The following is a 24,608-nucleotide window of genomic DNA, read 5'->3' on the forward strand; positions in this document are numbered from 1 at the left end:
TTAACGGATAAACCACGATTTAGCGGCAGCAATAAAATACGGGTTCAAAATATTTTCTTTTTGGTTATATACCAGAGGCGTTAACTCTGGATACTGCAATACTTGGCCGCCAGCGCTTTCTAATACAGCTTGCGCTGCTGCGGTGTCCCATTCACTGGTTAATCCAAGTCTTGGGTAAACATCTGCTTGCCCTTCGGCCACCATACAAAACTTCAATGAGCTGCCTACGCTTAACACCTTATGCTCACCCACGGTTTCTAAATATGATGCCACATCTGGGCTAATGTGCGAGCGACTCCCAACCACAATCGGTATAGGGCTAATGTCACGTTGGCTGATATTCAACTCAACTTGGGTTACACCGTCATCGGTTTGGGTTTCAAGCCAAGCCCCTTGTCCCAGGACCCCACTATAACATTTGTTTAAAACGGGTGCGTACACGACTCCGGCAATGGCTTTACCTTGATGGATCAACGCAATATTAACCGTAAATTCACCATTGCGTTTAATAAACTCTTTCGTGCCATCAAGTGGATCAATCAACCAATAGGTTTGCCATGTTTGGCGTTCAGCCCAACTAATATCTGCCGCTTCTTCGCTCATCACCGGAATGTCTGTAAACATTTGGTTTAAGCCATTGATGATCACATTATGGCTGGCGATATCTGCTGCGGTCACAGGGCTGTCATCTTGTTTCACTTCAACGTGAATATCCGCTGTTGCATAAACATCCATAATGGCTTTTCCCGCTTGTTTAGCGATATCAATCACCTTAGCCAACTGAGATGATGATATTAGATAGTTTGACAAATCAATTCCTTAAAAATAACGCCTATCAAGTAATCTCGTCATTATGTCACTATTTGGCATAAGGATTTATAACCATTTCATCAAACTTCTAACCAAACACACTAACCGCTTTTGCAACATCACAATAACAGCAAACTAAAGATTATTGATACTAAGCTAACCAAGGCATCAGACAAAGATAACTGTGCTTTTTTGCATTCGTATTCAGCTTATTGCAGCCACATTAAACGACTTCAATAGATAGTAGTTTGAATACCATCAAGCAGATTTAGTGTATTTTGACATTATCCACTTGAATAATGACACCTTGCTGATCACCCCAGCTTGGAAATATGACTAACGGTGACTCTACCTGAGTTAAATCTAAACTTGAGCCCGGATGAGTCGTTAAACGGGTTAGTGGAATTTGATAATGAGTCCATACACCAATATCGGGTACCTCAAGTGGATAATCACCTGTACTACAAGGATGCACACAATCCATTTTTATCATTAAATTCCGATTGGCACGCGGATCTTGCGCCACATTAACATCGAAACTTAACTGACTGAAACCACTGATATCATGGGTTATCCCTGTGCTTTGAAAATAACCAACGGCTTCATTGGTATTAAACACAAATTCAGTCACCTTGTTATGTTCGCCACCAACATCAATTTGATTAATCAGTAACTCACCCGATGCCGCGTAATGTCCTAAACTAAAGGGAGCTGCCAGGGCATCATCATAAACCAACACCTCTGTTTGCGCTGACACCTTATATTCAAATCGGACGTTATCCAGTTGCAATTTCATTTTACCCAAGGGCTCAATCACAAATGGATTTTGCACGCTGGCAAGATTAGCAAAACTGCCTGGAGCAAAACGATTACCTTGAGCAATTAACTCAGCAATTGAAATCGTCACCTGCTGCCATTGACCTGTTATGGGTAAATCAACACTGATATCACTGACATTAGGCCAACCACTATCAATTTTAACGAGCAGCTCGGTGGCATCGTCTGTTGACTCGACTAACAGATCGAATATTAACTGACCATTTGCGCCCCAATGGCTTAAATCCGCCTTGGGAGGATATTCAAAATACAAGTTACCTATAGTGCCGGTTATATCTATGGTTAGCACTTGTCCGCGCTCGGCAACAGACTCAAGTTGATAACTAATTTGTCCCTCTGGGTTATAACTATTAAAAACTAATCCCTCAGCCAATTGATCATCAAATATGCTAAATAACGGCCCAGCCCCCAATTATCATCAGGAATCACAATCTCAGGTGCGCTATGTCCTGTCACTAGGGTTGCGGTCTCGTCAATGGTTTCGCACCCTGCGCCTGTGGAAGGCGATAATGCACATTCATATACCCGCACATAGTCAACTTGCATGGTTTGTGGAAACACAGTTTCATCAATGCCGGTATTATTCACTTGCCCGGCCCAAGCTCCGCCAACAGCAAAATTTAAAATCATATGAAATGATTGATTAAATGGCGCATCATTTGGTGCATTTTGTAAATTGCCTTCCTCATCGAGATATTGACTGTACCAACCAGTAGCGCGCTGGGTAGCATAATGAACATCATCAACATACCATCTGATTTCATCCTCTTGCCATTCAATGACATACACATGAAAATCGTCAGCAGGGTTTGCTCCATCGGGTAAATGATACTCTTGACCAGAATAAACATTGCCCGGCCATGCTTTACCGTAATGCAAAGTGCCATGTAAAGCTGATTCAGGGGCAGAACCGTCAGTAACCACTTTTAAATTGACCGCTTCCATAATGTCAATTTCGCCCGAACCAGCCCAAGGGCCATATACCCAATCCGTTGGCAACATCCAAATAGCTGGCCAAGTACCTTGCCCAAATGGCATTTTGGCCCGAATTTCAAAACGGCCATATTTCCAATCCCCTTTATGCATCGAGTCAAGTCGTGCCGATGTGTAATCGAGCGTTTTAGACTTATCGTTTACATCATAATTCGGATCCGTTCTGACGAACGCAGGGCCTGAAAATGTTTCCCGTTTAGCGGTAATGGTTAATAAGCCATTAGCAACTTGACTGTTATCAGCTCGGTCGGTATAGCATTGCCCTTCATTGTTGCCCCCACCATAACAATCAAAAGCATAATTCCACTTGCTGGTATCAAGCTCTGTTCCGTCAAACTCATCGCTCCAAACTAATTGCCAGCCTTGTGCGACAGGCTCAGGTGTTGGCACTTTATTATCATCACGACTGTCTGATGAGTCTGAGCCGCAAGCACTTAGCATCAGACCGGTTAACATGGCGACACTAATCAGTCCGGCTCGGTTTGTACCATGTAATATTGAGGCAGATGATTTAAAATTGCTTGCTTTTGTTTTCATTCACTTTTCCTTTGATAACAGGTCAAACGATAAAGCGATCTGTAATATGAACTCACAACAATTTAAGCTCAACAACATTAACAGAGCACAAATTAAGGCCATGCAGCGGCCAACGCAGTGCCCCAATTATCTTAATTAGGGCACTCAGAAAGGCTAAACAAGTGTGTTTAAATAGGTAGAATTATTTACAATCAATTACTTGGCTATTGTCTGACGCAGAAACGTTCGTGATCACCACATCACTGAAGCTTACGGTTGTGTTGGCTTGTGTCGCGATATAAAAAGGCACTATGACTTTAGCAAAATCAAAACCTTGTTTTGCAAAACAGCTCAGAGGAATTTGAATTGTTTGCCAAGTATTAACCTTAGCGTTAACTTGCTCACTAATATCAAATTGTCCCAAACAAGCCCCCTCGCATACCATTCCAATCATTAATGGTTGTTCAAGTTTGTCTTGCACTTGTATTTGCACGCTTAACACGCTGTTATCTTGATACGCTCTAAAATCACGCGGGAAGTTGCTGTTAAGACCCACCAGCCCCATTTGTTCCCCTTTAAAAGTAACTTGGCGCGCATCTTCTTGGACAACTTTATCGATGGTACGGATATGTAAAGCACTATTTTCAGCCATGCTACTTGCTAAAGTTTGGCGATCTTTAATCTGTGGCAGCCCGTTATTATCGAGAGCCACAGTGGCAATATACATATTCCACGGTGATTTTACGGCTCGTTCAAATAAGGCTAAGTCTTCAATTTCAGTTTGCTCAGCAAAGTTATCTTCCGATAAATCATTGGCTAATGTTGATTTGTCGCCATATTTTAATCCAAAGCCATATGGCAGTAATGGCTGATAATCTTCATCATTCACATTCACTGCAGATTGTTGTGGCGTTGACGGCCATGAAAAAGACAGCTTGCCAACAAAATCATGTTGCACCTGACCTTGCGCATCGGTAAACAACACTTCAGCGACGCCTTGACCTTCCGAACCGGGTAACCAAGCAGCAACAAAGGCATCCGAGGCATTCATTTCAGGATTAACCCACATAGGGCGACCACTAATAAACACTGACACCACTTTAATACCTTGAGCTTGTAATGATTTCAGCAAGGCTAAGTCACGCTTATCACCACGTTGATATTCAAGATTATCAATATCGCCGTTACCTTCGGCATAAGGTTCTTCACCAAAAACCACAATAGCAACATCGGGTTTATTGTTCGCATCAAACTGGCCGTTAACACTTAACTGAACTTGACCACCAGCTTGATCCACCGCGGATGCAATTCCTTGGTAGATTGAACTTGCACCAGGAAAGTCACTATTTTGATTGTCAGTACCTTGCCAAGTGATAGTCCAACCACCTGATTGCTTGCCAATATTGTCTGCCGCATCACCAGCTACTAATACATTCATTTTGGGCGATAAAGGCAGTAAAGCTTGATTATTTTTAAGTAGCACAAGAGATTCACGCACCGCTTGTTTAGCAACCTCACGATGACTGGCTTGGCCAATTAATTCCGTTTTACCTGAAAGCGCACGTTTTGCAGGACTCGGTTTTTCAAATAACCCCGCACGCAGCTTAACGCGCAAAATACGGCTCACCGCATCATCAATTCGAGCTTGGCTTATCTCACCACTCTTAACTTGCGCAATGGTATTTTCATATAAAGGTTTCCATGCTGCCGTTGGCACCATAAATATATCTAAGCCGGCATTGGCAGCTTGTGGACATGACTCATTGCTACAACCTGCAACTTGACCGTGACCATTCCAATCACCCACAACAAAACCGTCAAAGGCAAATCGCCCTTTTAATACATCAGTTAACAGGTATTTATTGCCGTGAATTTTATCGCCATGCCAACTATTAAATGATGCCATGACAGACTGCGCACCCGCATTTAACCCACCCACATAGCCTTGGGCATGAATGGCGTATAAGTCTTGCTCTGAAGCGAGGTTATCCCCTTGGTCGATGCCCTTTTCAGTACCACCATCGCCCAAAAAGTGCTTAACGGTTGATAACACATGTTGATCACTTAAAAACTCACCATCAACGGCACCTTGTAAGCCTTCTACAATTGCAAAGGCATAATCACGCACAATACGAGGGTCTTCTGAATAGCCTTCATAAGTCCGCCCCCAACGATCATCACGCACTACCGCAACCGTTGGCGCAAACACCCAATCAATACCGGTTACCATCACTTCTTTTGCGGTAATGGCCGCTATTTGCTCAATTAATTTAGGGTTATTGGCCGCACCTAAGCCTATGTTATGCGGGAACAATGTTGCACCAATTACATTGTTGTGACCATGAACGGCATCAGTTCCCCACATAGTTGGAATACGGCTGCCATCTAAAGAATCATCCACAGAGGCCTGATACATAGCTTCAGCAAGGTTAATCCAATCTGCAGGCGTGGCATGTTTGTCATTGTTAGGATACGCACCACCACCATTAAGATATGAACCAAATCCATATTGACGCATATCTTCAACAGTTATGTCGCGAATTTCAGGTTGGATCATTTGCGCCACTTTTTGCTCAAGTGTCATCTGTGCGAGGATCTCAGCAATTTTTTGCTCTAATATCGGATCAACAGCAATAGCGGCTTGCTGCTGTGGCCAAACATTGATATCCGCTTTTACCCCGGTACTTGTGCTTTCTGGTACCAGTTCTTTTTGTTCAGCTACAGTTTGCGCAAGGTCAATTTGTTGTTGGTTTTTGCTTGGTGTCGAAGGCTGACAGCCAAGTAAACCGAGTCCAATCAACAATGAAGCCGATAAGGGTGCAAACTTAAACGGGATAACTTTGTGCGAAATAGCGTCACCGCCATTGTTAATATTGCGAGTAAAATTTAGCATGAGTTTTCCTTTATACCGTTTTGCTAGGACGCTTTGCATCACAGCCAATTAATCCGTAGTAACCAATAAAGCCATAACATAATAGCGGCAATATAAACGCCAGTTGGATACCAAGAGCGTCAGCCAGCATGCCTTGTACTAATGGCACCACAGCACCGCCGACAATGGCTAAACATAAGATGCCAGAACCCTGACTTGTGTATTGTTGTAGATCTTGCAACGCCAAACTAAAAATAGTGGGAAACATAATTGAGTTACATAATCCAACCAGTAATAATGCCCACATAGCGGTAGTACCCGATGAGAAAATCGCGACACCAACCAACAAACAGGCACAGGTGGCATTAAAGGCTAATACTTTCCCAGCTTTAATTTTTTGCATCACCAGCGCACCGATAAAGCGCCCAACCATTGCCCCACCAAAATAATAAGCGATATACTTTGCCGCTTGGGACTCAGTTAACCCACCAATGTCATCTTGGGTTAAAAAGTTAATTAAAAAGCTACCAATACCCACCTCGGCACCGACATAGACAAAAATGCCGACTGCACCTAATACTAGATGTGGATATTGCCAAGCGCTACCTTGCTTCGTGGCTAGGTTGGTGTGTGCTTCTGTGGAAGTCGTTTTTGCGACGCTGGTTTTGCCTAACTGAGGTAGCTTTAACAACATAAAAATAAGAGCTAATAAAAATAGTGCACCGGCTAAAATCAAATAAGGAATTTGAACCGTGTGAGCTTGCTCTGCCGCACTTAATACACCAATTGCTTGGTCTAACTCAGTCACAGAATCAGGGTGTTCCATAGTGGATAAAATTAACCAAGCCCCAAAAAATGGCGCTACAGTAGTCCCTAAAGAGTTAAAGGCTTGGGTCATAGTTAATCGAGATGACGCCGTACTCGCTGAACCCAATACACTCACATAAGGGTTTGCGGATACTTGCAATATGGTGATTCCTGAGGCTAAAACAAAAAATGCCAACAAGAACATATTATATGAAGCATAACTGGCTGAAGGATAAAATAATAAACAGCCTATACAGGCAATCACAAGCCCAGTAATAATACCTTTTTGATAGCCAATTTTACCCACCAAATTACCCGCTGGGATAGAGACAATAAAATAAGCTCCAAAAAAACAAAACTGCACCAGCATGGCTTGGGTGTAGTTCAATTCAAACATATTTTTAAGATAAGGAATTAAAATATCATTAAGACAAGTTAAAAATCCCCACATAAAAAACAAAGACGTAAGCGCCACTAAGGCAAAACGAAAATCTCCTACTTGATGGGTATTATGCTCCTCCGCTGTAACGTCTGTTAGTACAGTTGAAGTTGGACCGGTCATAAGTTCTACCTATTTATAGTTATTAAATATTGCAAAAAAATTAGCGTATACCCTACTGCGACGCTAAATCATTCAATCTAGTGTTGACCTTTGGTTAATTTATCACTAATCTCGATGTAAGCGCTTTCATTTTTAACATAACGATAACTGTTGTCAAATAGTTTTAAACACACAGATTAAGTTTTTGTCTCAGGATTAATGGATTTGTTAAGCGTTTCAGCTCCTAATAAGGGTGCCACTATAAACATGACAATTTAATGAGTGAATATATGAAACTGACTTTGCCTGCTAACTCAAGAATGCTTTCCAAGCAATTTACTTTTGGCGTTGCGACCGCCTCTTTTCAAATTGAAGGTGGTGCAGACACACGTTTACCCTGCATTTGGGACACTTTTTGTGCCACACCAGGAAAAATCCGTGACGCATCTGATGGCAGGCAAGCCTGCGAACATGTCAAATTATGGCAGGATGATATTGAGTTGATTTCATCATTAGGAGTTGATGCTTATCGATTGTCTATTTCATGGCCACGGGTGATCAAGCAAGATGGCAGTTTAAATCAGCAAGGCGTCGATTTTTATATTCAATTATTAGACGGCTTAATCGCCAAAGGCATCAAGCCTTTTGTCACCCTATACCACTGGGATTTACCCCAGCACATTGAAGATAATGGCGGCTGGTTAAATCGTCAAACAGCTTATTTGTTTCAAGACTATGTCGCAAAAATAGTCGAGGCGTTAGGTGATAGAGTGCATTCTTATGCCACCTTTAACGAACCATTTTGTAGCGCATTTTTAGGCTATGAAGTTGGCATTCATGCGCCGGGGCTCGCTAAAGTTGCTTATGGACGTCAAGCCGCTCACCATATTTTGCTTGCACATGGTTTAGCAATGCAGGTGCTACAAAAGCAAAGCCCAAACACACTTAACGGTATAGTACTTAACTTTACCCCTTGCTATAGCATTGATGACCAAAGCGTTAATATTACCGCAGCTAAAAAAGCAGATGAATACATGAACCAGTGGTATATCAAGCCACTATTTGATGCATGTTACCCAGATATCATTCATGATCTCGCCCCTTCAGATCGCCCCGTTATTGAACAAGGTGACTTTGACATCATCGGTCAAAAGCTCGATTTTCTTGGAATTAATTTCTACACTCGCGCAGTATACCAAGCCGATGCTGAGACTATTTACCATCAAGTTGATATGCTTGATGTTCCAAAAACGGATATTGGTTGGGAGATCTACCCACAAGCTTTCACCGATTTATTAGTCTCGCTGAATAAACAATACCCACTTCCGCCAATGATGATCACCGAAAACGGTGCCGCTATGGCAGATAAAATGGTGAATGGTCAAGTCAATGATCTCGACCGAATTGAATATTATCAATCACACTTAAACGCGGTGAATAATGCCATTGAGCAAGGCGTAAATGTTGTAGGTTATTTTGCTTGGAGTTTAATGGATAACTTTGAGTGGGCTGAAGGTTACTTAAAACGCTTTGGTATTGTTTATGTCGATTACCCAACCCAAAAGCGCACAATTAAAGCCAGTGGCCTAGCCTACCGTGATTTGGTTACAAGTAGATAAACGCTAACTGTCAGTTTGCATGGATTAATTAAAATAATAAGAGGCTAAGATGATTAGCATAAAAGAAAAAATTGCCTACGGACTAGGCGATACAGCCAGTAATATCGTGTTTCAGACGGTGATGTTATTCCTCACCTTCTTTTATACCGATATTTTTGGTATTTCACCGGCTTTTGTTGGCACCATGTTTCTAGCGGTACGTTTGATTGACGCGATAACCGACCCATTAATGGGAGCTATTACCGACAGAACCCATACTAAATGGGGCAAGTTTCGTCCCTACTTGCTTTGGTTTGCCCTTCCCTTTGGAATTATCAGCGTACTTGCTTTTACCACGCCAGATTTATCCGAAGATGGCAAAATGATCTATGCCTTTGTCACTTATACCGCGTTAATGATGGTTTATACCGCCATTAACATTCCCTATTGCGCACTAGGTGGAGTGTTAACCGCTGATCCTAAAGAACGGGTATCGGTGCAATCTTATCGATTCGTATTTGCTATGCTCGGTGGCTTAATGGTGTCGGCATTAACCTTACCCTTGGTCGACTTTTTAGGCCAAGGCGATCAAGCTAAAGGTTACCAACTGACCATTGCCGCCATGAGCATACTGGGTGTAGCCATGTTTTTAACTTGCTTTTGGGGCACTAAGGAACGTTTACATCCGCCGGCTGATCAGCAAACCAGTTTTAAACAAGACTTTGGTTTTTTAGTTAAAAATGACCAATGGCGCGTATTGTCTGTCGCTGCCATCTGCTTATTATCCGGCATGGTGCTGCGAACCAGTTTAGCTATTTATTATGTTAAGTATTACCTCAATATGCCTGACTCGATAACCTTATTTATCACCTTAGGTATGTTAGGTAATATTGCTGGTTGTATATTAGCCGAACCTTTGGCAAAAAAAGTATGCAAAGTAAAAGCCTATATTAGCTTACAACTGATTGCTGCAGCCTTATGTGTTGCCAGCTTCTTTATTGATCCAGAACAAGTGGTACTGGCTTTCGCCGCTTATATTTTATGGGGCTTCACCTTTAATATGGCGACTCCGCTGTTGTGGGCCAAAATGGCTGATACGGTTGATTATGGTCAATATAAATCAGGGGTTAGAATTACCGGCATGATTTATTCCTCAATCATTTTCTTTATTAAATTGGGCGTGGCTATAGGCGGTGCGGCAGCAGGTTGGTTATTATCGGGTTATGGCTATCAAGCCGATAGCGTACAGACACAAACCGCTTTAGATGGCATATTAATTTCATTTACTATTTATCCAGCTCTGGGCTCTATTTTGGTCGCCTTTGTCATGCGCTGGTATATTTTAGACAATAAAAAAGTCGAGCAAATTCATCTGGAATTAAATAGTGATACAAATTAACACATGATAATATGACGCTGATTTTAAATAGTTAATAATGAGATAAAGCAATTTATGGCAACGATTTACGATGTTTCAGTTTTGGCAGGTGTATCACTAGCAACCGTATCTAGGGTGATGAACAACAACACCAAGGTCAGTGATAAAACACGCCAAAAAGTATTAGATGCGATGGCTTCTTTAGACTATCGCCCTAATACCATTGCCCAATCGCTTGCCTCTAATTGTTCAAATAGTGTCGGGGTTTTAGTTTCGCAACTTGACGGTCCTTTTTACGGTCCAATGATGACCGAAATTGAAACCTCACTTCGATCAGCAAATAAGCATGTCATTATTGCTGCGGGTCATTCTGATGAAGCACAAGAAAAAAGCGGTGTTGAATTTTTAATGAGCCGAGGCTGCGATGCACTGATTTTAGATGTGGAAGCTGTTTCAGACGAATATCTTATCAAGCTGTATAAAGGCACAACTCCTATCGTACTCATAAACCGCTATATTGAAGCCATTAAAGATTGTTGTATTTATCTTGAGAACGAACAAGGCGGTTATATGGCGACAAATTACATTTTGTCGCTTGGGCATAAAGATGTTGCCTATGTGTCAGGGCCTATGAGTAAAAGAGATGCCCAAGACCGTCTACTGGGTCATAAGCGGGCATTAGCCGAATATGGTTTAGCGTTTGATGATGAATTATGGTACGAAGGTAACTTCCGAGAATTTGGCGGAAATGATGCCATGAATCATCTGCTTACACTGGATAAAAAGATCACTGCGGTCGTATGTGCCAGCGATCAAATGGCATCTGGTGTCATTGCTGTTTGCTTAGAAAACGGCATCAAAGTGCCTGATGATATTTCTATTATTGGCTACGATAATATTCCTTTCCCCCAATACATATCACCCAAATTAACCACAGTGAGTAACCCGATTAATGAAATGGGTAAAATGGCAGCACTTTGGGTACTACAACATGTTTATAAAGATACTAAAGTTGATGTTGATTGTGCTTTTGCTCCAGAGTTATTTATTCGCGACTCAGCAAAGCCATTAACCAGCTAATTGCAAATAAGATCACCCTCAAAGCTGCCTAGCATTCAAAGTTATAACACTTGTGATGTTAGGCATCTTTTGATGACATTTTAGTGGTTTATTACCGATTTTCATCGATGCTCCCTCCCCACTATCCATCATTGTTCTAATATCAAAACACCTTTTCGTCACACAAAAAAGAAAGCGCTTACATTTATACCATTTCTTACAATAGAAAAAACACGACTAAAAACAATGGTGTAACAATAAATCTCATTACAAGCTATTACCTTGGTTAACAAAATGTAATCATTTTTCGCTATTTTTGTTGACTGATATCACATTATGGACTAGGTTTATGTAAGCGCTTACATGAATTTTACAAAACAGTCATAAAAGTGCGATAGACAATTAAAACTAGTTGCGCTTAAACCGCAAACAAACTTAGAGACAGTTAGATCTAGTCAATGGGGATTTCCTAGATGAAAACAAGAACATTTACCAAAACCAAAATCGCAACGAGCTTATCGTTAGTCCTTGGTCTAGGTTCAATGATGTCAGCTCATGCTGCAGAAGAAGCCGCTGAAGAAAACATTGAGGTTATTCAGGTTACTGGTATTCGCGGTAGCTTAATTAAATCGATGGATGTGAAAAAAAGTTCTAATGGTATTGTTGATGCCATCAACGCTGAGGATATTGGTAAGTTTCCAGATACAAACTTAGCAGAATCACTGCAGCGCATCACAGGTGTTTCCATTGACCGTTCTAACGGTGAAGGTAGCCGCGTTACTGTTCGTGGTTTAGGTCCAGACCGTAATCTCGTCACCCTAAACAATCGTCAAATGCCAACAACAACTGGCTCACGTTCTTTCGATTTCGCCAACATTGCCTCTGAATCAATTAGCGCCGTTGAAGTCGAAAAAACAAGTAAAGCTCAAAATCCAACGGGGGTATCGGTGCAACCATTAATGTGTTGACTCAACGCCCTTTAAGCACTCCAGGCATGAAAGCCTCATTTGGTGTTAAAGCCATTGACGATACATCGACAGATAAAGGCTCGGTAACCCCTGAACTATCAGGTTTATATTCAAATACCTTTGCAGATGATAAATTCGGTATTTTAATTTCAGCAAGTTACCAAGACCGTGAAAGTGGTAATCAGCAAGCTCAAGTCGGTACGGGCTGGCGTAGTTTCCCTGGTATTGTTGATCAAGACTGGGGCGGATCAAACGCGGAATGGGGCGGCGTACCTAAAGATGCAAATCAAATCAACCGCCCAGGTGATGATGATGTTTACGCAGTACCGCAAACCACCATTTATCGTTTTGAAGAACAACAACGTACTCGTACTAACGGTCAGTTAGTGCTCCAATACCAACCAATTGATGCTGTGCGTGCAACCCTTGATTACACCTATATGCAAAATGATGTTGATACCCAATCTCATGACGTATCTGCATGGTTTAACTTTGTACCAACTCAAGAAAGCACTTGGTCTGACGGCCCTGTATCGTCGCCATTAGTTTATTCAGAAACTTACCCTGACGGCGGCGCTGATTTATCAATGGCAGCCGGTGATTATGGTACGCGAGATCAAGGTGGTTCATTAGGCTTTAACCTTGAGTGGGATGTTAATGATAATCTTTTCTTGGAACTTGATTACCATAATTCCTATGCTGAGCGCACACCTAACAATAAAAATGGTTCAAGCAGTAACTTAAGTACTGCGGCATTCATTCGTACCAGCGCTGCGACTGATTTTACCGGTAAAGTACCAGTTTTGGCCGTCGGTGGCGGTAACGCTGTTCGTCCAGAAGACATGCGTATTACAGGCTCTGTGTTTGGTAATGCCAGAAACCGTTCTGAGATTGAACAAATTCAAATTAACGGTACTTTCGATATGGAAGAAGCCGGTAGCATTGATTTCGGTATTGCGGCATCTGAAGTTAATAATCACTCTCAATCAGTTAACGTTCAACGTAACGATTGGGGCGGAGTCGGCGCTGAAGGCGACTTAGATGCCGCTTGGTTCCCATCAGATACGGTTCAGGATAAGTTTGATGGATCTCAGGGTGACTTTAGTGACTATGAAGGTAGTGCATCAACCGATCCATTAAACACCATCTTCTTATGGGATTTTGAGGCCGTTCGTGCTCGTGCAGCAGAACTCTATGCGTCTAGCGCTGTTGGTGATTGTGGTAATGGTTTCTGTCCATCAACGGATTATGCTGCTGATACTGACCGCTTCACAAAAGAAGAATCACAATCAGCTTTCATCCAATATAACTACTTTGGCGAAATCGGTGATATGCCATTTGATGTGCATGTGGGTCTTCGTTACGAGCAAACCGATGTTGAGTCAACATCAGCAGTATCTGAGTATGGCAGTGCAACTTGGATTGCCGAAACGGAAATTGCCGTTAACCCAACGGGTAACCGCGTATTCTTAACCGAGAAAGGTGACTATGATTACCTACTACCTAACATCAACTTCAATATTGAAGTGGCTGAAGATGTCTTCCTCCGTGCGGCTTACAGTGAAACAATTGGTCGCCCTGATTATACCTCGATTCAAGGTGGTACAGTTGTCGGTACATTAGCAAACCGCGGTGGTGGTTCAGGTACTAAAGGTAATCCTGGCTTATTACCATTAGAGTCAACTAACTATGACGTATCTGCTGAGTGGTATTATGCCGAAGGCAGTTATATCTCCGCAGGTTACTTCCGCAAAGATTTGACCAACTTTATTGATAATGGCGTCGTTGAATCGAATATTTATAATATCCCAGACCCATCAAACAGTGTCTATGTTGCTGAAGCTATTGCTGCGGGAGCAACAACGGCTATTGAGCAACGTCAATGGATTTATGATAACTATGGTGCGACGGATCCTAATGTCACCATTAACCCAGCAAACGGTAATATTGAAATTACCGGTAACCCTGGTGATGACGATTTAATTTTCCTAATCAATCAACCAACTAACAATTCAGAAAGTTCTGTCATTGATGGTTGGGAATTTGCGGTACAGCATTTATTTGGCGAGTCAGGTTTCGGTATTCAAGCTAACTACACCTTAGTGAATGCTGGTGATGAATATGACAACACCAACTTAAACCGTCCGGGTGATGCACCTCAAACTGTTGAAACCGGGATCAGTGATACAGCCAACATTGTCGGTATCTATGATAACTACGGTATTACAGCTCGTATCGCTTGGAACTGGCGTGATGAGTTCTTAAATGCAACAGGTGATGGTACTGGTGCTAACCCTGCCTATACCGAAGCTTATTCTCAACTAGATTTCAGTATTGGTTATGAATTTGAAGCGGTTGAAGGGTTAAGTATCTTCCTTGAAGGTATTAACGTTACTAACGAAACAACCCGTGTCCACGGTCGCGCTTATGAGCAAGTATTAAATTACACTCAAACCGGTGCTCGTTATGGTTTAGGGGCTCGTTACACCTTCTAGCAACAAAAAGCTCATCGACTGTCCATCGGTGAGCTTTCTTCCTGTTTAGGTCGTTTGAGGTGTTCCCCACAGTCACCTCATTTATTTATAGGGAATATAAAACTCGGCAATAAGGAAGTTGCCCATTTTCTTAGTATTAAAACAATCAAAAAATTAATACTTGAAAGTGCTTACATTTTAATGAATTCTATTCAAACACTTTTAAAAAGTTGTTGTGAGTTACTTAACCTGTAAGTATTGCAAATACATACTAAAGCCAAAATAAAAAAGATAAGCAGTAGTAGGCAAATTAGATGCAAAAAGCGATCACCAAGATAGTTATCGTCGGCGGCGGCAGCGCGGGGTGGATTACCGCGGGTTTATTGGCTGCCGAACACAATGCCGATAACGGCCATTTATCCCCTTCGCCAAAACTTGATATAACCCTGATTGAATCACCCGATGTGGCTCCAATAGGAGTTGGAGAAGGTACTTGGCCATCCATGCGCTCTACCCTGCAAAAAATTGGTATCTCTGAAACTGAATTTTTACTTAGCTGTGATGCCAGCTTCAAACAAGGTTCACGATTTATTAATTGGCAAACCAGCCAAGATTCAAAACCAAACTTACCCATTAACCACAGCTATTTACACCCTTTTAGTTTACCCATTGGTGAGCCACAATTTGCCATTGCACCGTACTGGTTACCTTACCAACAACAAGTCAGCTTTGCTGATGCGGTATGCCAACAAGATGCTATCAGTAAACTGTCACTCGCCCCCAAACAGATTACAACCGCGGAATACAGCTTTATCAATAACTATGGTTATCATTTAAATGCCGCTAAGTTCAGTGCATTATTACAACAGCACTGTACTCAAAAACTAAGAGTCAATCATGTGCTTGATCATGTCAGCAGTATCAATGTGGCACAACAAGATAACCTGCCCAATATTAAGGCCGGGGATATTACCCATGTGATGACAAAACAACATGGCGAAATAGATGCCGATTTATTTATTGATTGCAGCGGCGTATCGGCATTGCTAATCGGGCAAACTCTCAAAGTTCCGTTTATCTGCCAAAAAGCAGTGTTGTTTAATGATTCAGCGCTAGCCATACAAGTGCCATACGCAGACCCACAAAGCCCTATCGCATCTTGTACTCACTCAACGGCGCAAACTCATGGCTGGATTTGGGATATTGGCTTACCAAGCCGACGCGGTGTTGGCCATGTATATTCATCGTCACACACCTCAGACGACCAAGCTTTAACTCAACTTATTGATTATTTAACCCCAGCATTGGGTGATAAAGCCGCAGATATTAACCCACGCAAACTCAATATTGCCCCTGGTCATCGACAAGTGTGTTGGCAAAATAACTGTGTTGCTATTGGTATGGCAGCGGGCTTTATTGAACCACTTGAAGCCTCGGCATTAGCATTAATCGAATGGACAGCCAAAGCGGTTGCGAATCAATTACCAGCCAATCGTCACACCATGGATAGCATTGCAAAAAGAGTAAATCAGCAGTTCCAGCAGCATTGGCAGCAAATTATCGAATTTTTAAAATTGCATTATGTTATCAGCCACCGCAGTGACAGTGATTATTGGCATGATCATCGTAATGAAAGCTCAATACCTGATGCTTTAAAGCAGCAGCTGGAATTATGGCGCTATCAAGCACCTAATCAACATGACTTTATATACCGAGAAATGCTGTTTCCGGCGGCAAGCTACCAGTATGTGTTATACGGCATGCAATTTGATACTCAGCAGCCTGAGCAATTAAAGCCATCAATGAAACTACAAGCGCAGCAACTTTTTACTGAAAACAGCCAAAAAGCGCAGCGACTTAGCCAAATATTACCGAGCAACCGCGAGCTGTTAAATAAATTAACAACCTACGGCTTTGCCAAAATATAACAACTATAGGACCTAAACATGCCTCAACATGTATTACTTAATAGCGTTGAACATAAAGATTTAAAAATCATCACCGAACGCTCAGCTAAATACGGTGATAACTTATGGTTTAGTGTTACCTTCCCGCTAGAGTTTAGAAGTGTACAAGCTCATTACCCTATCTTTTTTCAAAAAGATTCCGCTACCGGACAATTTCACTCTGTTGCATTATTTGGCTTCAAAAATGGTGAAAACTTATTTTTATCAGACCAAGGCTGGCAAGCTTCTTATATTCCATTAACAGTTCGTCGCCAGCCATTTTTAATTGGTTTACAAACCTTTCAAGAAGACGGTATACAGCAACAGCAACATGTCATTCATATTGATATCGACAACCCACGGGTGAGCCAAACTGAAGGTGTACCGCTATTTCATCCATTTGGAGGTAATACTGAATATCTAGATGAAGTCGGTGACATGCTTGGCGCTATCCACCAAGGATTAAACGACAGCAAAACATTTATCGACACCTTGCTTAAGCACGATTTACTTGAGTCCTTCACCTTAGATATTGAGCTTGATAATGGTAATAAACATCAAATGATTGGGTTTTATACCATCAATGAAGAAAAACTTAATCTGCTATCAGCTGATGTTTTAGCCAGCCTACATCAAAAAGGCTACTTACAAGCCATTTATATGACCATGGCATCACAATCAAATGTGCGTAATTTACTTGACCGTAAAAATGCTCAAATCTAAACCTTATCGAATTCAATAACACAATAATAATCGATAACAAGCGTGAACAGTTACATTGAAAAGCAGGCAGCCAATGACCCCTAAACATAAGCCAATATCAGCAAGCACCCCGGTGGTTGAAGTCAAGGACTGCACCCTTGCTGATGTTTACTCACGTATTCAGCATGCTGATACGCCAATGATTTTCAAGGGGTTATGCCTGCACTTTCCGTTAGTAAAAGCAGGACTTGAATCAAATCAAGCTGCTATGGACTATTTACTCAAACATAATGTGGGTGAGCCGGTAACAGCTTATTATGTGGCGCCAGAGCATAAAGGCCGTGTATTTTATAACCATGATGTGACAGGTTTTAACTATCAAGCTGGTCGGTTAGATTTACAGCAAATATTAACCACGTTGAAACAAGAGAGTACCAAGTCACAACCTGCGGGTGTGTATATGGGGTCAACTTATATTCAGCAGCATTTTCCAACAATGGCCGCAGATAACTGCATTCAACTGGATAACGTCTCCCCCATGACCAACATTTGGTTAGGCAATCAAACTCGGGTAGCTGCCCATTTTGATTTTCCGCTTAACCTTGCCTGCAATATGGTCGGTAAACGCACATTTACCCTGTTTCCACCTGAACAAATTGGCAATTTATATATCGGCCCAATGGAGTTTGCCCCTGGTGGACAAGAGATCAGTATGGTCAACTTTGACGAACCGGATTTAGCCCGTTTTCCTAAATTTGAGCAGGCAATGCAGGCTTCATTGATTGCGGAACTTGAACCCGGTGATGTGCTATTTATCCCTAGTATGTGGTGGCACCATGTGCGTGGAATAGAAGATTTTAATGTGTTAATCACCCATTGGTGGCGCGACACCCCAGCCTTTTTAGGCCGCCCTAATAATGCACTATTACACAGTATCTTAAGCCTACGCTCGCTGCCTAAAGCACAACGCCAAGCGTGGAAAGCCATGTTTGAACATTATATTTTCGACCATGACGATCTTGATGAACAACATATACCCGATACAGCAAAAGGCATGCTAACTAAACCATTAGATGAACTTAATGCACGTAAAATTCGCTCAGATTTAACCAATAAATTAAAACGCTAACTCACACAACTTTAATCAATAAAAACAATATTTTAAACCGATATTGATAAAGCGCATAAGGAATTAAATATGAACTCAGCTATTAAAAAAGTCGTGATTGCCGGTGGCGGTACTGCAGGTTGGATGGCTGGTGCAGCACTGAGTAAACTCATGGGTAAGCATATTGAAGTGGTGTTAGTCGAGTCTGACGATATAGGCACAGTTGGCGTAGGTGAAGCCACAATTCCAACCTTACATGTTTTCCATCGTTTATTGGGCCTAAAAGAACAAGATGTTATGGCTGCAACGAATGCCACCTTTAAATTAGGCATTAATTTTGAAAACTGGCACGATGTCGGCAAAGATTACTTACACTCCTTCGGCTTTTTAGGAAAAGACTGCTGGGCTTGTGGTTTTCAACACTTTTGGCTTAAAGGTAAACAACAAGGTTTAGTGAGTGAAATTGGCGATTATTGCACTGAGCACTTAGCCGCACGTCAAGGCCGTTTTGCCGTATTACCCAATCAAGATTACAACCATGCTTATCATATGGACGCCAGTCTTTATGCCAAATTCCTTCGTAACATAGCTGAAGAAAACGGCCTAAAACGTATTGAAGGTAAAATTACCGATGTGCTTCAACATGATGCCAATGGCTATATAAAAGCGTTACAGCTCGCAAACGGTGAATTAATTGAAGGTGATTTATTTATTGATTGCACCGGATTTAGGGCATTATTAATTGAGCAAACCCTGAATACTGGCTTTGATGATTGGAGCCATTGGTTACCTTGCGATAGCGCAATTGCAGTACAAACAGAATCAGTTGAAAAACCACTTGCTTATACCCGTTCAATTGCTCGCGAATCTGGCTGGCAGTGGCGCATTCCATTACAAACACGTACAGGGAATGGCTTTGTATTTTGCAGTAAATACATGAGTGATGATCAAGCTATCGAGACCTTGCTGGCCAACATTGAAGGTAAACCGCTTAATCAGCCACGTGTGATTAAATTTAAAACCGGCACCCGTCGTCAACATTGGAACAAAAACTGCGTCGCAGTTGGGTTGTCATCGGGATTTTTAGAGCCACTAGAGTCCACCAGCATCCATTTAATTCAACGCAGTATTGTTAGATTAATGCAGTTATTCCCATCACAAGGGATCGACCAAACTGACATTAATGAATTTAACCAACAAACCAAATTGGAAATGGACAACATTCGCGACTTTATTATTTTGCATTATAAAGTCACCGACCGTGAAGATTCACGCTTTTGGCGCTACTGTAAAAATATGCCAATTCCAGCATCACTTCAGCATCGAATTGATATGTTTAGCCAATCAGGCAAAGTCTACAAATATGGCAATGAGTTATTTGGTGAAAGCTCGTGGATCCAAGTCATGATGGGCCAAGGTATTATGCCAAAGGAGTATCACCCTATCGTGGATGTAATGGAAAAAGACGAGTTAAGCAACTTTTTAAATAACATCAAAACCACAGCAAAACGGAAAGTAGATACTCTACCACCGCATACTGATTTTATTAACCATTATTGTAAGTCAAACATGATCTAAGGGTTGCCCATGACACAATCACAGCCTCAAACAGCCATACCTGACGCCTTGATATCAATTTCTTATATCAAGCCGCAGGTCATCTATGTCGGCAACGAGAAAACCCCTGTGATTGTGATTGACGATTTTGCCGATGACCTAACGCACTTAGTAGATTATGCCTGTCACAAAGCCCATTATGAGCCTGATGAAGGCTCGTATTATCCAGGTGTCCGTTCTCTCCTACCGCGGCTCTATGTGATAGAAGTAATCAATCACATCTTTCAGCTAATTTATGATGTTTATAACGTGCCTCATCAATTACAGCTCAAACCACAAATGTGGGTTTTTTCATTAATTAATCAACAACCTGAAAGCTTAATGCCATTGCAGCGATTACCACATTTTGACACCCCAGACCCTTACCACTTTGCCATTTTGCATTACTTAAATAATGGCACGCACGGGAATACCGCCTTTTTTAGGCATAAAAGTACCGGACTAGAGCGAATTGATGAGTCTAACATGGCGCATTACTTTGAAGCCGCCACATCGTTTTTACAGGAACACCAAAAAGATACACCTCAATATTTTACCGATAGCGATAATCATTACGATATCTTTCACGAAATTGAATATCGACCTAATCGCTTAGTCATTTATCCGGGGAGCTTATTGCACTCCACCTTAGTCAGTCTTGAAAACGATATTGACGACAATCCCAGCACCGGCCGCCTAACAGCTAATATCTTTATTAACTTTAAATAACAAGGATGTGGATCATGCAACACAGCCAATCTATATTATCAACAACCCAAAAGAAAGCGCTTACAAAACAGCTTCTGCTCACAACGGTTATCGGCTTTTCAAGTTTTATTTTTCAGTGTGCTGCAGCTCATCCCCCTATTACTGAACAAACCATCCACGCACTAAAGGTATTACCGGATACAGAGAAACAACGTATTGGTAACCGTATTAGCTCAGTAGAAAGTGAAATAGCAAGGCTACTTCCACAACTGACATTAGAAGAAAAAGTCTCACTAGTACACGCAGCCGGTAAATTTCATATTCCTGCCATTGAGCGCCTAGGCATTCATGAGATGTGGATGTCGGACGGCCCTCACGGCGTGCGTTATGAAATCGACCGTAACTCATGGGCTCCTGGTGGGTGGACAAACGATCACTCCACTTATTTACCGCCTTTAACTGCGGTCGCAGCGAGTTGGGACCCACACATGGCTCGCCTACACGGTAATGTATTGGGCGCTGAAGCACGGCATCGAAATAAAGACTTAATTCTTGGACCTGGGGTTAATTTAGCTCGTCTGCCCTTATATGGACGTAACTTTGAATATATGGGTGAAGACCCCTACTTGGCCGCCTCACTGGTGGTGCCAGCCATTAAAGCTATTCAAGCTAATGATGTTGGCGCGACAGTTAAGCATTATGCACTCAATACCCAAGAGTTAAATCGCACTGGGGTAAATGCCAAACCGGATGAACGTACCTTGCGTGAAGTCTATTTACCTGCGTTTGAAGCTGCAGTAAAACAAGCAAACGTTCATGCAATTATGGGCGCTTACAATCAGTTTAGAGGCACAAATGCCAATCAAAGCAAACACCTTGTAAAAGATATTCTAAAAGGTGAATGGGCCTATCAAGGGGTTTTACTCACCGACTGGAATGTTGATATCAACACCTATGATGCTGCAATGAACGGCCTTGATATTGAAATGGGCACTGATGTGGCGTCATATGATGAATACTTTATGGCTCAACCATTACTGAAGATGATCAAAGCAGGTAAAGTCCCTGAAGCTGTTTTAGACGACAAGGTTGAGCGTATTCTTAGGGTGCAACTTAGTATTGGTATGATGGACAAACAGAGGTTATCTGGTGAGCGTAATACTCAAGCTCACCGTGATAATGCTCGCACCATTGCCACTAATGGCGTGGTATTACTTAAAAACACTCTACAGCTTTTACCGCTCGATGCTAAGCAAATGAGTAATATTTTAGTCTTAGGCCCCAATGCAGACAAACGCCATGGTTTCGGCGGTGGTTCATCAGAGGTGAAATCCTTATACGAAATTACTCCGCTTGATGGCCTAAAGGCCAAACTGGGTGATAAAGTTAACATCCGAGTCATGCGTCCGGCTAGCAGTCAGTTTATGCCAATCCCAAATGACTATTTAACCACTCGTCACTGGACTGGTACTCCTTCATGGCAAATCAATTACTTTGCTGACAAAAACATGGATCAGATCACTAGCGAGTCTTGGATAGCTGATCCACAGTTTGATGCCAAAAATAACAATCAAATAATTGAGATTAAAGCAAATATCAAACCTTTCGAAAGTGGTAATCATAGCTTTAATATTAAAGCTGATGGTCAAATAAGTTTATATATAAATGATAAGCCACTGATCAGCAGCACCAATGCCAAATCTAGCCAAATCGTTAGCCAACCCACTAACCTAACGGCAGGTGAAACTTACGCAGTGAGTTTACGTTACCAAGGCAACCAACAAGTCACTTTAGGCTGGGAAACACCAAACAGCCTGTATAACAGTGAACAAGAATACCTTGCAGCAGCCAAAAGCGCTGATGTTGTGTTCTATTTTGGTGGCTTAAGTCATGCCGATGATAGAGAAGCCATTGACCGCCCTGATATGGTATTACCCGGCCAGCAAGATGAAATTATCACCAAATTATTAAAGGCAAATCCCAATACAGTCGTCATGATGATTGGCGGCTCAGCCGTTGAAATGCCTTGGGCCGACCAAGCAAACAGCTTACTTTGGGGCTGGTACGGCGGCATGGAAGCAGGCCATGCTTATGCAGACATCTTATTTGGTGATGCGAATCCAAGCGGTAAAATGCCCATAACCTTACCTAAAAAACTCAGTGATACGGCCCCAATTGCCCTTAATGATTATAATGCTTCCGAGTCTTTATACAGCGAAGGTGTGTTTATTGGCTACCGCTGGTTTGAGAAACAAAATATTAAGCCTCAGTTTGCCTTTGGTCACGGCTTGTCATATAGCCAGTTTGAGTATAGTGATATCAGCCTGTCAGAGGATAAGCTAGAAAACGATGCCATTGTGAAAGTCTCAATCAAACTCAGCAACAGCAGTAAAATAGCTGGAGCTGAAGTGGCACAATTATATTTACGTGATGTCAAAGCCAGCGTCCCAAGACCACTAAAAGAGTTAAAAGGCTTTAAAAAGGTTTGGCTTAAACCTGGCGAAACCCAAACTGTTACTTTCACGCTAACCAAACGAGATTTAGCGTTTTGGGATATTAACAGCAATGATTGGTTTGCAGAAAAAGGCCAATTTGAAATAATGATTGGTTCAGCGTTAGATGATATAAGATTAAAAAAGACATTTGATTATAAAGGATAAATATCCTAAACATTGTTGAACTACATTGCCACCTGTCAACGCACTTAGCGACAGGTGGCAAAATTATTTGAATCAATGAGTTATTTTGTTTTTATGCTAGTTTCGATTGATTTAACAAGAATAGATTATAAATTATCCCCTCTATAAACAACCTTCAAAGATCAACTGCAATTCATCACCGCATCTCACTAAATATCATCTCTTCAGCTTGTGCTGTCATGGTATTTATCTCACCAGAGTCGATGAGTGCTTTGATAGCATCATCAAAAATGGGCACTAGATGTGCGTAATTGGGGTGTATATAAACATAAGTTGGATGCTGGCTAAGTATGGTTGGCAGCATAGCGAGGTGATCAGCCTGCATACGCATCATCACAGCTAACCCATCGGTGTAAGTTGTAATGGCAACATCAATACGTCCTTTGGTTAACAGCCTCAACAGTTGCTCAGTGGTAGACGCATAGATCAATTCGGCCCCCATCAAGGCAAACTGTTGACTATGCTTAACACCTTGCAATGCACCAATGGTTAATGGGGCAAGCTCCTCGACTCGGGTGATGTTATAACCACTATCACCACGAACTATCATCGCGGTTTGAATATGATAATAAGGGGTTGGTACTCGTAAAAATTGTGGATTATCGACGCCATAACTCCACACTCTCATCACTTCGCCACTAGTCGCAGCATCAAGCATGCGCCGCTCTGCTCTTGGTGCGGGTAACATGTCGACATAACAATTAAGTTGGGTTTTGTAACAAATTTGCTGAAAAACTATTTTACCAATGGTTTGAACAGATGAGTTTTCCACTGACACAAAGTGATATTGCTTTTGCGTGTGTGGCCCTTGTTCAGCAGCATTCTCATTGGCAAAAACCTTATTCACAAAAGATTGAGACAATAAGATAACCAAGCTTAATGCCAGTGCATAGCAACTTAATCCCAATGCATTGCAATATAAGCGTTGGCACCACTTTGTAAAAGTGTGTGTATGTTTCAATCTGAATATCCCTATCGTGATTTTACCTGTTTACT

15 protein-coding genes and 1 pseudogene are annotated in these 24,608 nt (G+C 41.8%); 10 read left to right on the forward strand and 6 right to left on the reverse strand.

The window, feature by feature from the left end; all coding sequences use genetic code 11:
- The 5 genes from cysQ to HBH39_RS10695 form a co-directional block, all read right to left on the reverse strand.
- Positions 1 to 810 (reverse strand): 3'(2'),5'-bisphosphate nucleotidase CysQ, encoded by an 810-nt coding sequence (gene cysQ, locus HBH39_RS10680; RefSeq protein ID WP_167678108.1) that lies wholly within the window; start codon positions 808 to 810, stop codon positions 1 to 3.
- 268 nt (positions 811 to 1,078) lie between these two features.
- The gene (locus HBH39_RS19640) at positions 1,079 to 2,020 is read right to left on the reverse strand and encodes a putative glycoside hydrolase (protein WP_208764146.1); all 942 of its coding nucleotides are present in this window, start codon (positions 2,018 to 2,020) and stop codon (positions 1,079 to 1,081) included.
- The gene (locus HBH39_RS19645) at positions 2,005 to 3,177 is read right to left on the reverse strand and encodes a glycoside hydrolase family 16 protein (protein ID WP_208764147.1); all 1,173 of its coding nucleotides are present in this window, start codon (positions 3,175 to 3,177) and stop codon (positions 2,005 to 2,007) included. Before HBH39_RS19645 ends, HBH39_RS19640 begins: the two co-directional genes overlap by 16 nt.
- Before the next feature lie 181 nt (positions 3,178 to 3,358).
- The gene (locus tag HBH39_RS10690) at positions 3,359 to 6,049 is read right to left on the reverse strand and encodes a glycoside hydrolase family 3 protein (RefSeq protein WP_167678111.1); all 2,691 of its coding nucleotides are present in this window, start codon (positions 6,047 to 6,049) and stop codon (positions 3,359 to 3,361) included.
- A 10-nt stretch (positions 6,050 to 6,059) separates the two neighbouring features.
- On the reverse strand, positions 6,060 to 7,397 hold the full coding sequence (locus HBH39_RS10695) for a sugar MFS transporter (RefSeq protein ID WP_167678113.1): 1,338 nt from the start codon (positions 7,395 to 7,397) through the stop codon (positions 6,060 to 6,062).
- Positions 7,398 to 7,666: 269 nt separating this feature from the next.
- On the opposite strand from HBH39_RS10695, the gene HBH39_RS10700 reads away from it, so the two are divergent.
- The 10 genes and pseudogenes from HBH39_RS10700 (at position 7,667) to HBH39_RS10745 (ending at position 23,573) form a co-directional block, all read left to right on the forward strand.
- Positions 7,667 to 8,995 (forward strand): GH1 family beta-glucosidase, encoded by a 1,329-nt coding sequence (locus HBH39_RS10700; protein WP_167678115.1) that lies wholly within the window; start codon positions 7,667 to 7,669, stop codon positions 8,993 to 8,995.
- A gap of 49 nt (positions 8,996 to 9,044) precedes the next feature.
- Entirely contained in the window at positions 9,045 to 10,373 is a 1,329-nt protein-coding gene (locus HBH39_RS10705) for a glycoside-pentoside-hexuronide (GPH):cation symporter (RefSeq protein ID WP_167678117.1), read from the forward strand.
- 54 nt (positions 10,374 to 10,427) lie between these two features.
- Positions 10,428 to 11,432, forward strand: a complete 1,005-nt coding sequence (locus tag HBH39_RS10710) for a LacI family DNA-binding transcriptional regulator (RefSeq protein WP_167678119.1) — start codon at positions 10,428 to 10,430, stop codon at positions 11,430 to 11,432.
- A 452-nt stretch (positions 11,433 to 11,884) separates the two neighbouring features.
- A pseudogene (locus HBH39_RS10715) lies at positions 11,885 to 14,874 on the forward strand (TonB-dependent receptor).
- A gap of 293 nt (positions 14,875 to 15,167) precedes the next feature.
- On the forward strand, positions 15,168 to 16,781 hold the full coding sequence (locus HBH39_RS10720; RefSeq protein ID WP_167678121.1) for a tryptophan halogenase family protein: 1,614 nt from the start codon (positions 15,168 to 15,170) through the stop codon (positions 16,779 to 16,781).
- 18 nt (positions 16,782 to 16,799) lie between these two features.
- Positions 16,800 to 17,522, forward strand: coding sequence for a SapC family protein (locus tag HBH39_RS10725; protein ID WP_167678123.1), 723 nt, complete (start codon positions 16,800 to 16,802; stop codon positions 17,520 to 17,522).
- Between the two features lie 73 nt (positions 17,523 to 17,595).
- A complete protein-coding gene (locus HBH39_RS10730; protein WP_167678125.1) occupies positions 17,596 to 18,630 on the forward strand; it encodes a cupin-like domain-containing protein in 1,035 nt (344 codons plus the stop codon).
- A gap of 69 nt (positions 18,631 to 18,699) precedes the next feature.
- Complete coding sequence (locus HBH39_RS10735) at positions 18,700 to 20,187, forward strand: tryptophan halogenase family protein (RefSeq protein WP_167678127.1); 1,488 nt, start codon at positions 18,700 to 18,702, stop codon at positions 20,185 to 20,187.
- Between the two features lie 9 nt (positions 20,188 to 20,196).
- Positions 20,197 to 20,934, forward strand: coding sequence for a DUF6445 family protein (locus HBH39_RS10740; RefSeq protein ID WP_167678129.1), 738 nt, complete (start codon positions 20,197 to 20,199; stop codon positions 20,932 to 20,934).
- 14 nt (positions 20,935 to 20,948) lie between these two features.
- A complete protein-coding gene (locus HBH39_RS10745) occupies positions 20,949 to 23,573 on the forward strand; it encodes a glycoside hydrolase family 3 C-terminal domain-containing protein (protein WP_348272994.1) in 2,625 nt (874 codons plus the stop codon).
- A 175-nt stretch (positions 23,574 to 23,748) separates the two neighbouring features.
- Here HBH39_RS10745 and HBH39_RS10750 read toward each other — a convergent pair whose 3' ends face one another.
- Positions 23,749 to 24,573: a substrate-binding periplasmic protein gene (locus HBH39_RS10750; RefSeq protein WP_167678133.1), complete on the reverse strand. Its 825-nt coding sequence runs from the start codon at positions 24,571 to 24,573 to the stop codon at positions 23,749 to 23,751.
- Positions 24,574 to 24,608: the final 35 nt, after the last annotated feature.

The sequence above is a fragment of the Shewanella aestuarii genome, assembly GCF_011765625.1.
Lineage (GTDB): Bacteria > Pseudomonadota > Gammaproteobacteria > Enterobacterales > Shewanellaceae > Shewanella > Shewanella aestuarii_A.

Excerpts from the sequence above, each read along its gene's own strand:
- HBH39_RS10690 (WP_167678111.1), bottom strand. The coding sequence starts at position 6,049 with ATGCTAAATTTTACTCGCAATATTAACAATGGCGGTGACGCTATTTCG.
- HBH39_RS10695 (WP_167678113.1), bottom strand. The coding sequence starts at position 7,397 with ATGACCGGTCCAACTTCAACTGTACTAACAGACGTTACAGCGGAGGAG.
- HBH39_RS10700 (WP_167678115.1), top strand. The coding sequence starts at position 7,667 with ATGAAACTGACTTTGCCTGCTAACTCAAGAATGCTTTCCAAGCAATTT.
- HBH39_RS10720 (WP_167678121.1), top strand. The coding sequence starts at position 15,168 with ATGCAAAAAGCGATCACCAAGATAGTTATCGTCGGCGGCGGCAGCGCG.
- HBH39_RS10745 (WP_348272994.1), top strand. The coding sequence starts at position 20,949 with ATGCAACACAGCCAATCTATATTATCAACAACCCAAAAGAAAGCGCTT.
- HBH39_RS10705 (WP_167678117.1), top strand. The coding sequence starts at position 9,045 with ATGATTAGCATAAAAGAAAAAATTGCCTACGGACTAGGCGATACAGCC.
- HBH39_RS10710 (WP_167678119.1), top strand. The coding sequence starts at position 10,428 with ATGGCAACGATTTACGATGTTTCAGTTTTGGCAGGTGTATCACTAGCA.
- HBH39_RS10740 (WP_167678129.1), top strand. The coding sequence starts at position 20,197 with ATGACACAATCACAGCCTCAAACAGCCATACCTGACGCCTTGATATCA.
- HBH39_RS19645 (WP_208764147.1), bottom strand. The coding sequence starts at position 3,177 with ATGAAAACAAAAGCAAGCAATTTTAAATCATCTGCCTCAATATTACAT.
- HBH39_RS10730 (WP_167678125.1), top strand. The coding sequence starts at position 17,596 with ATGACCCCTAAACATAAGCCAATATCAGCAAGCACCCCGGTGGTTGAA.
- HBH39_RS10735 (WP_167678127.1), top strand. The coding sequence starts at position 18,700 with ATGAACTCAGCTATTAAAAAAGTCGTGATTGCCGGTGGCGGTACTGCA.
- HBH39_RS10725 (WP_167678123.1), top strand. The coding sequence starts at position 16,800 with ATGCCTCAACATGTATTACTTAATAGCGTTGAACATAAAGATTTAAAA.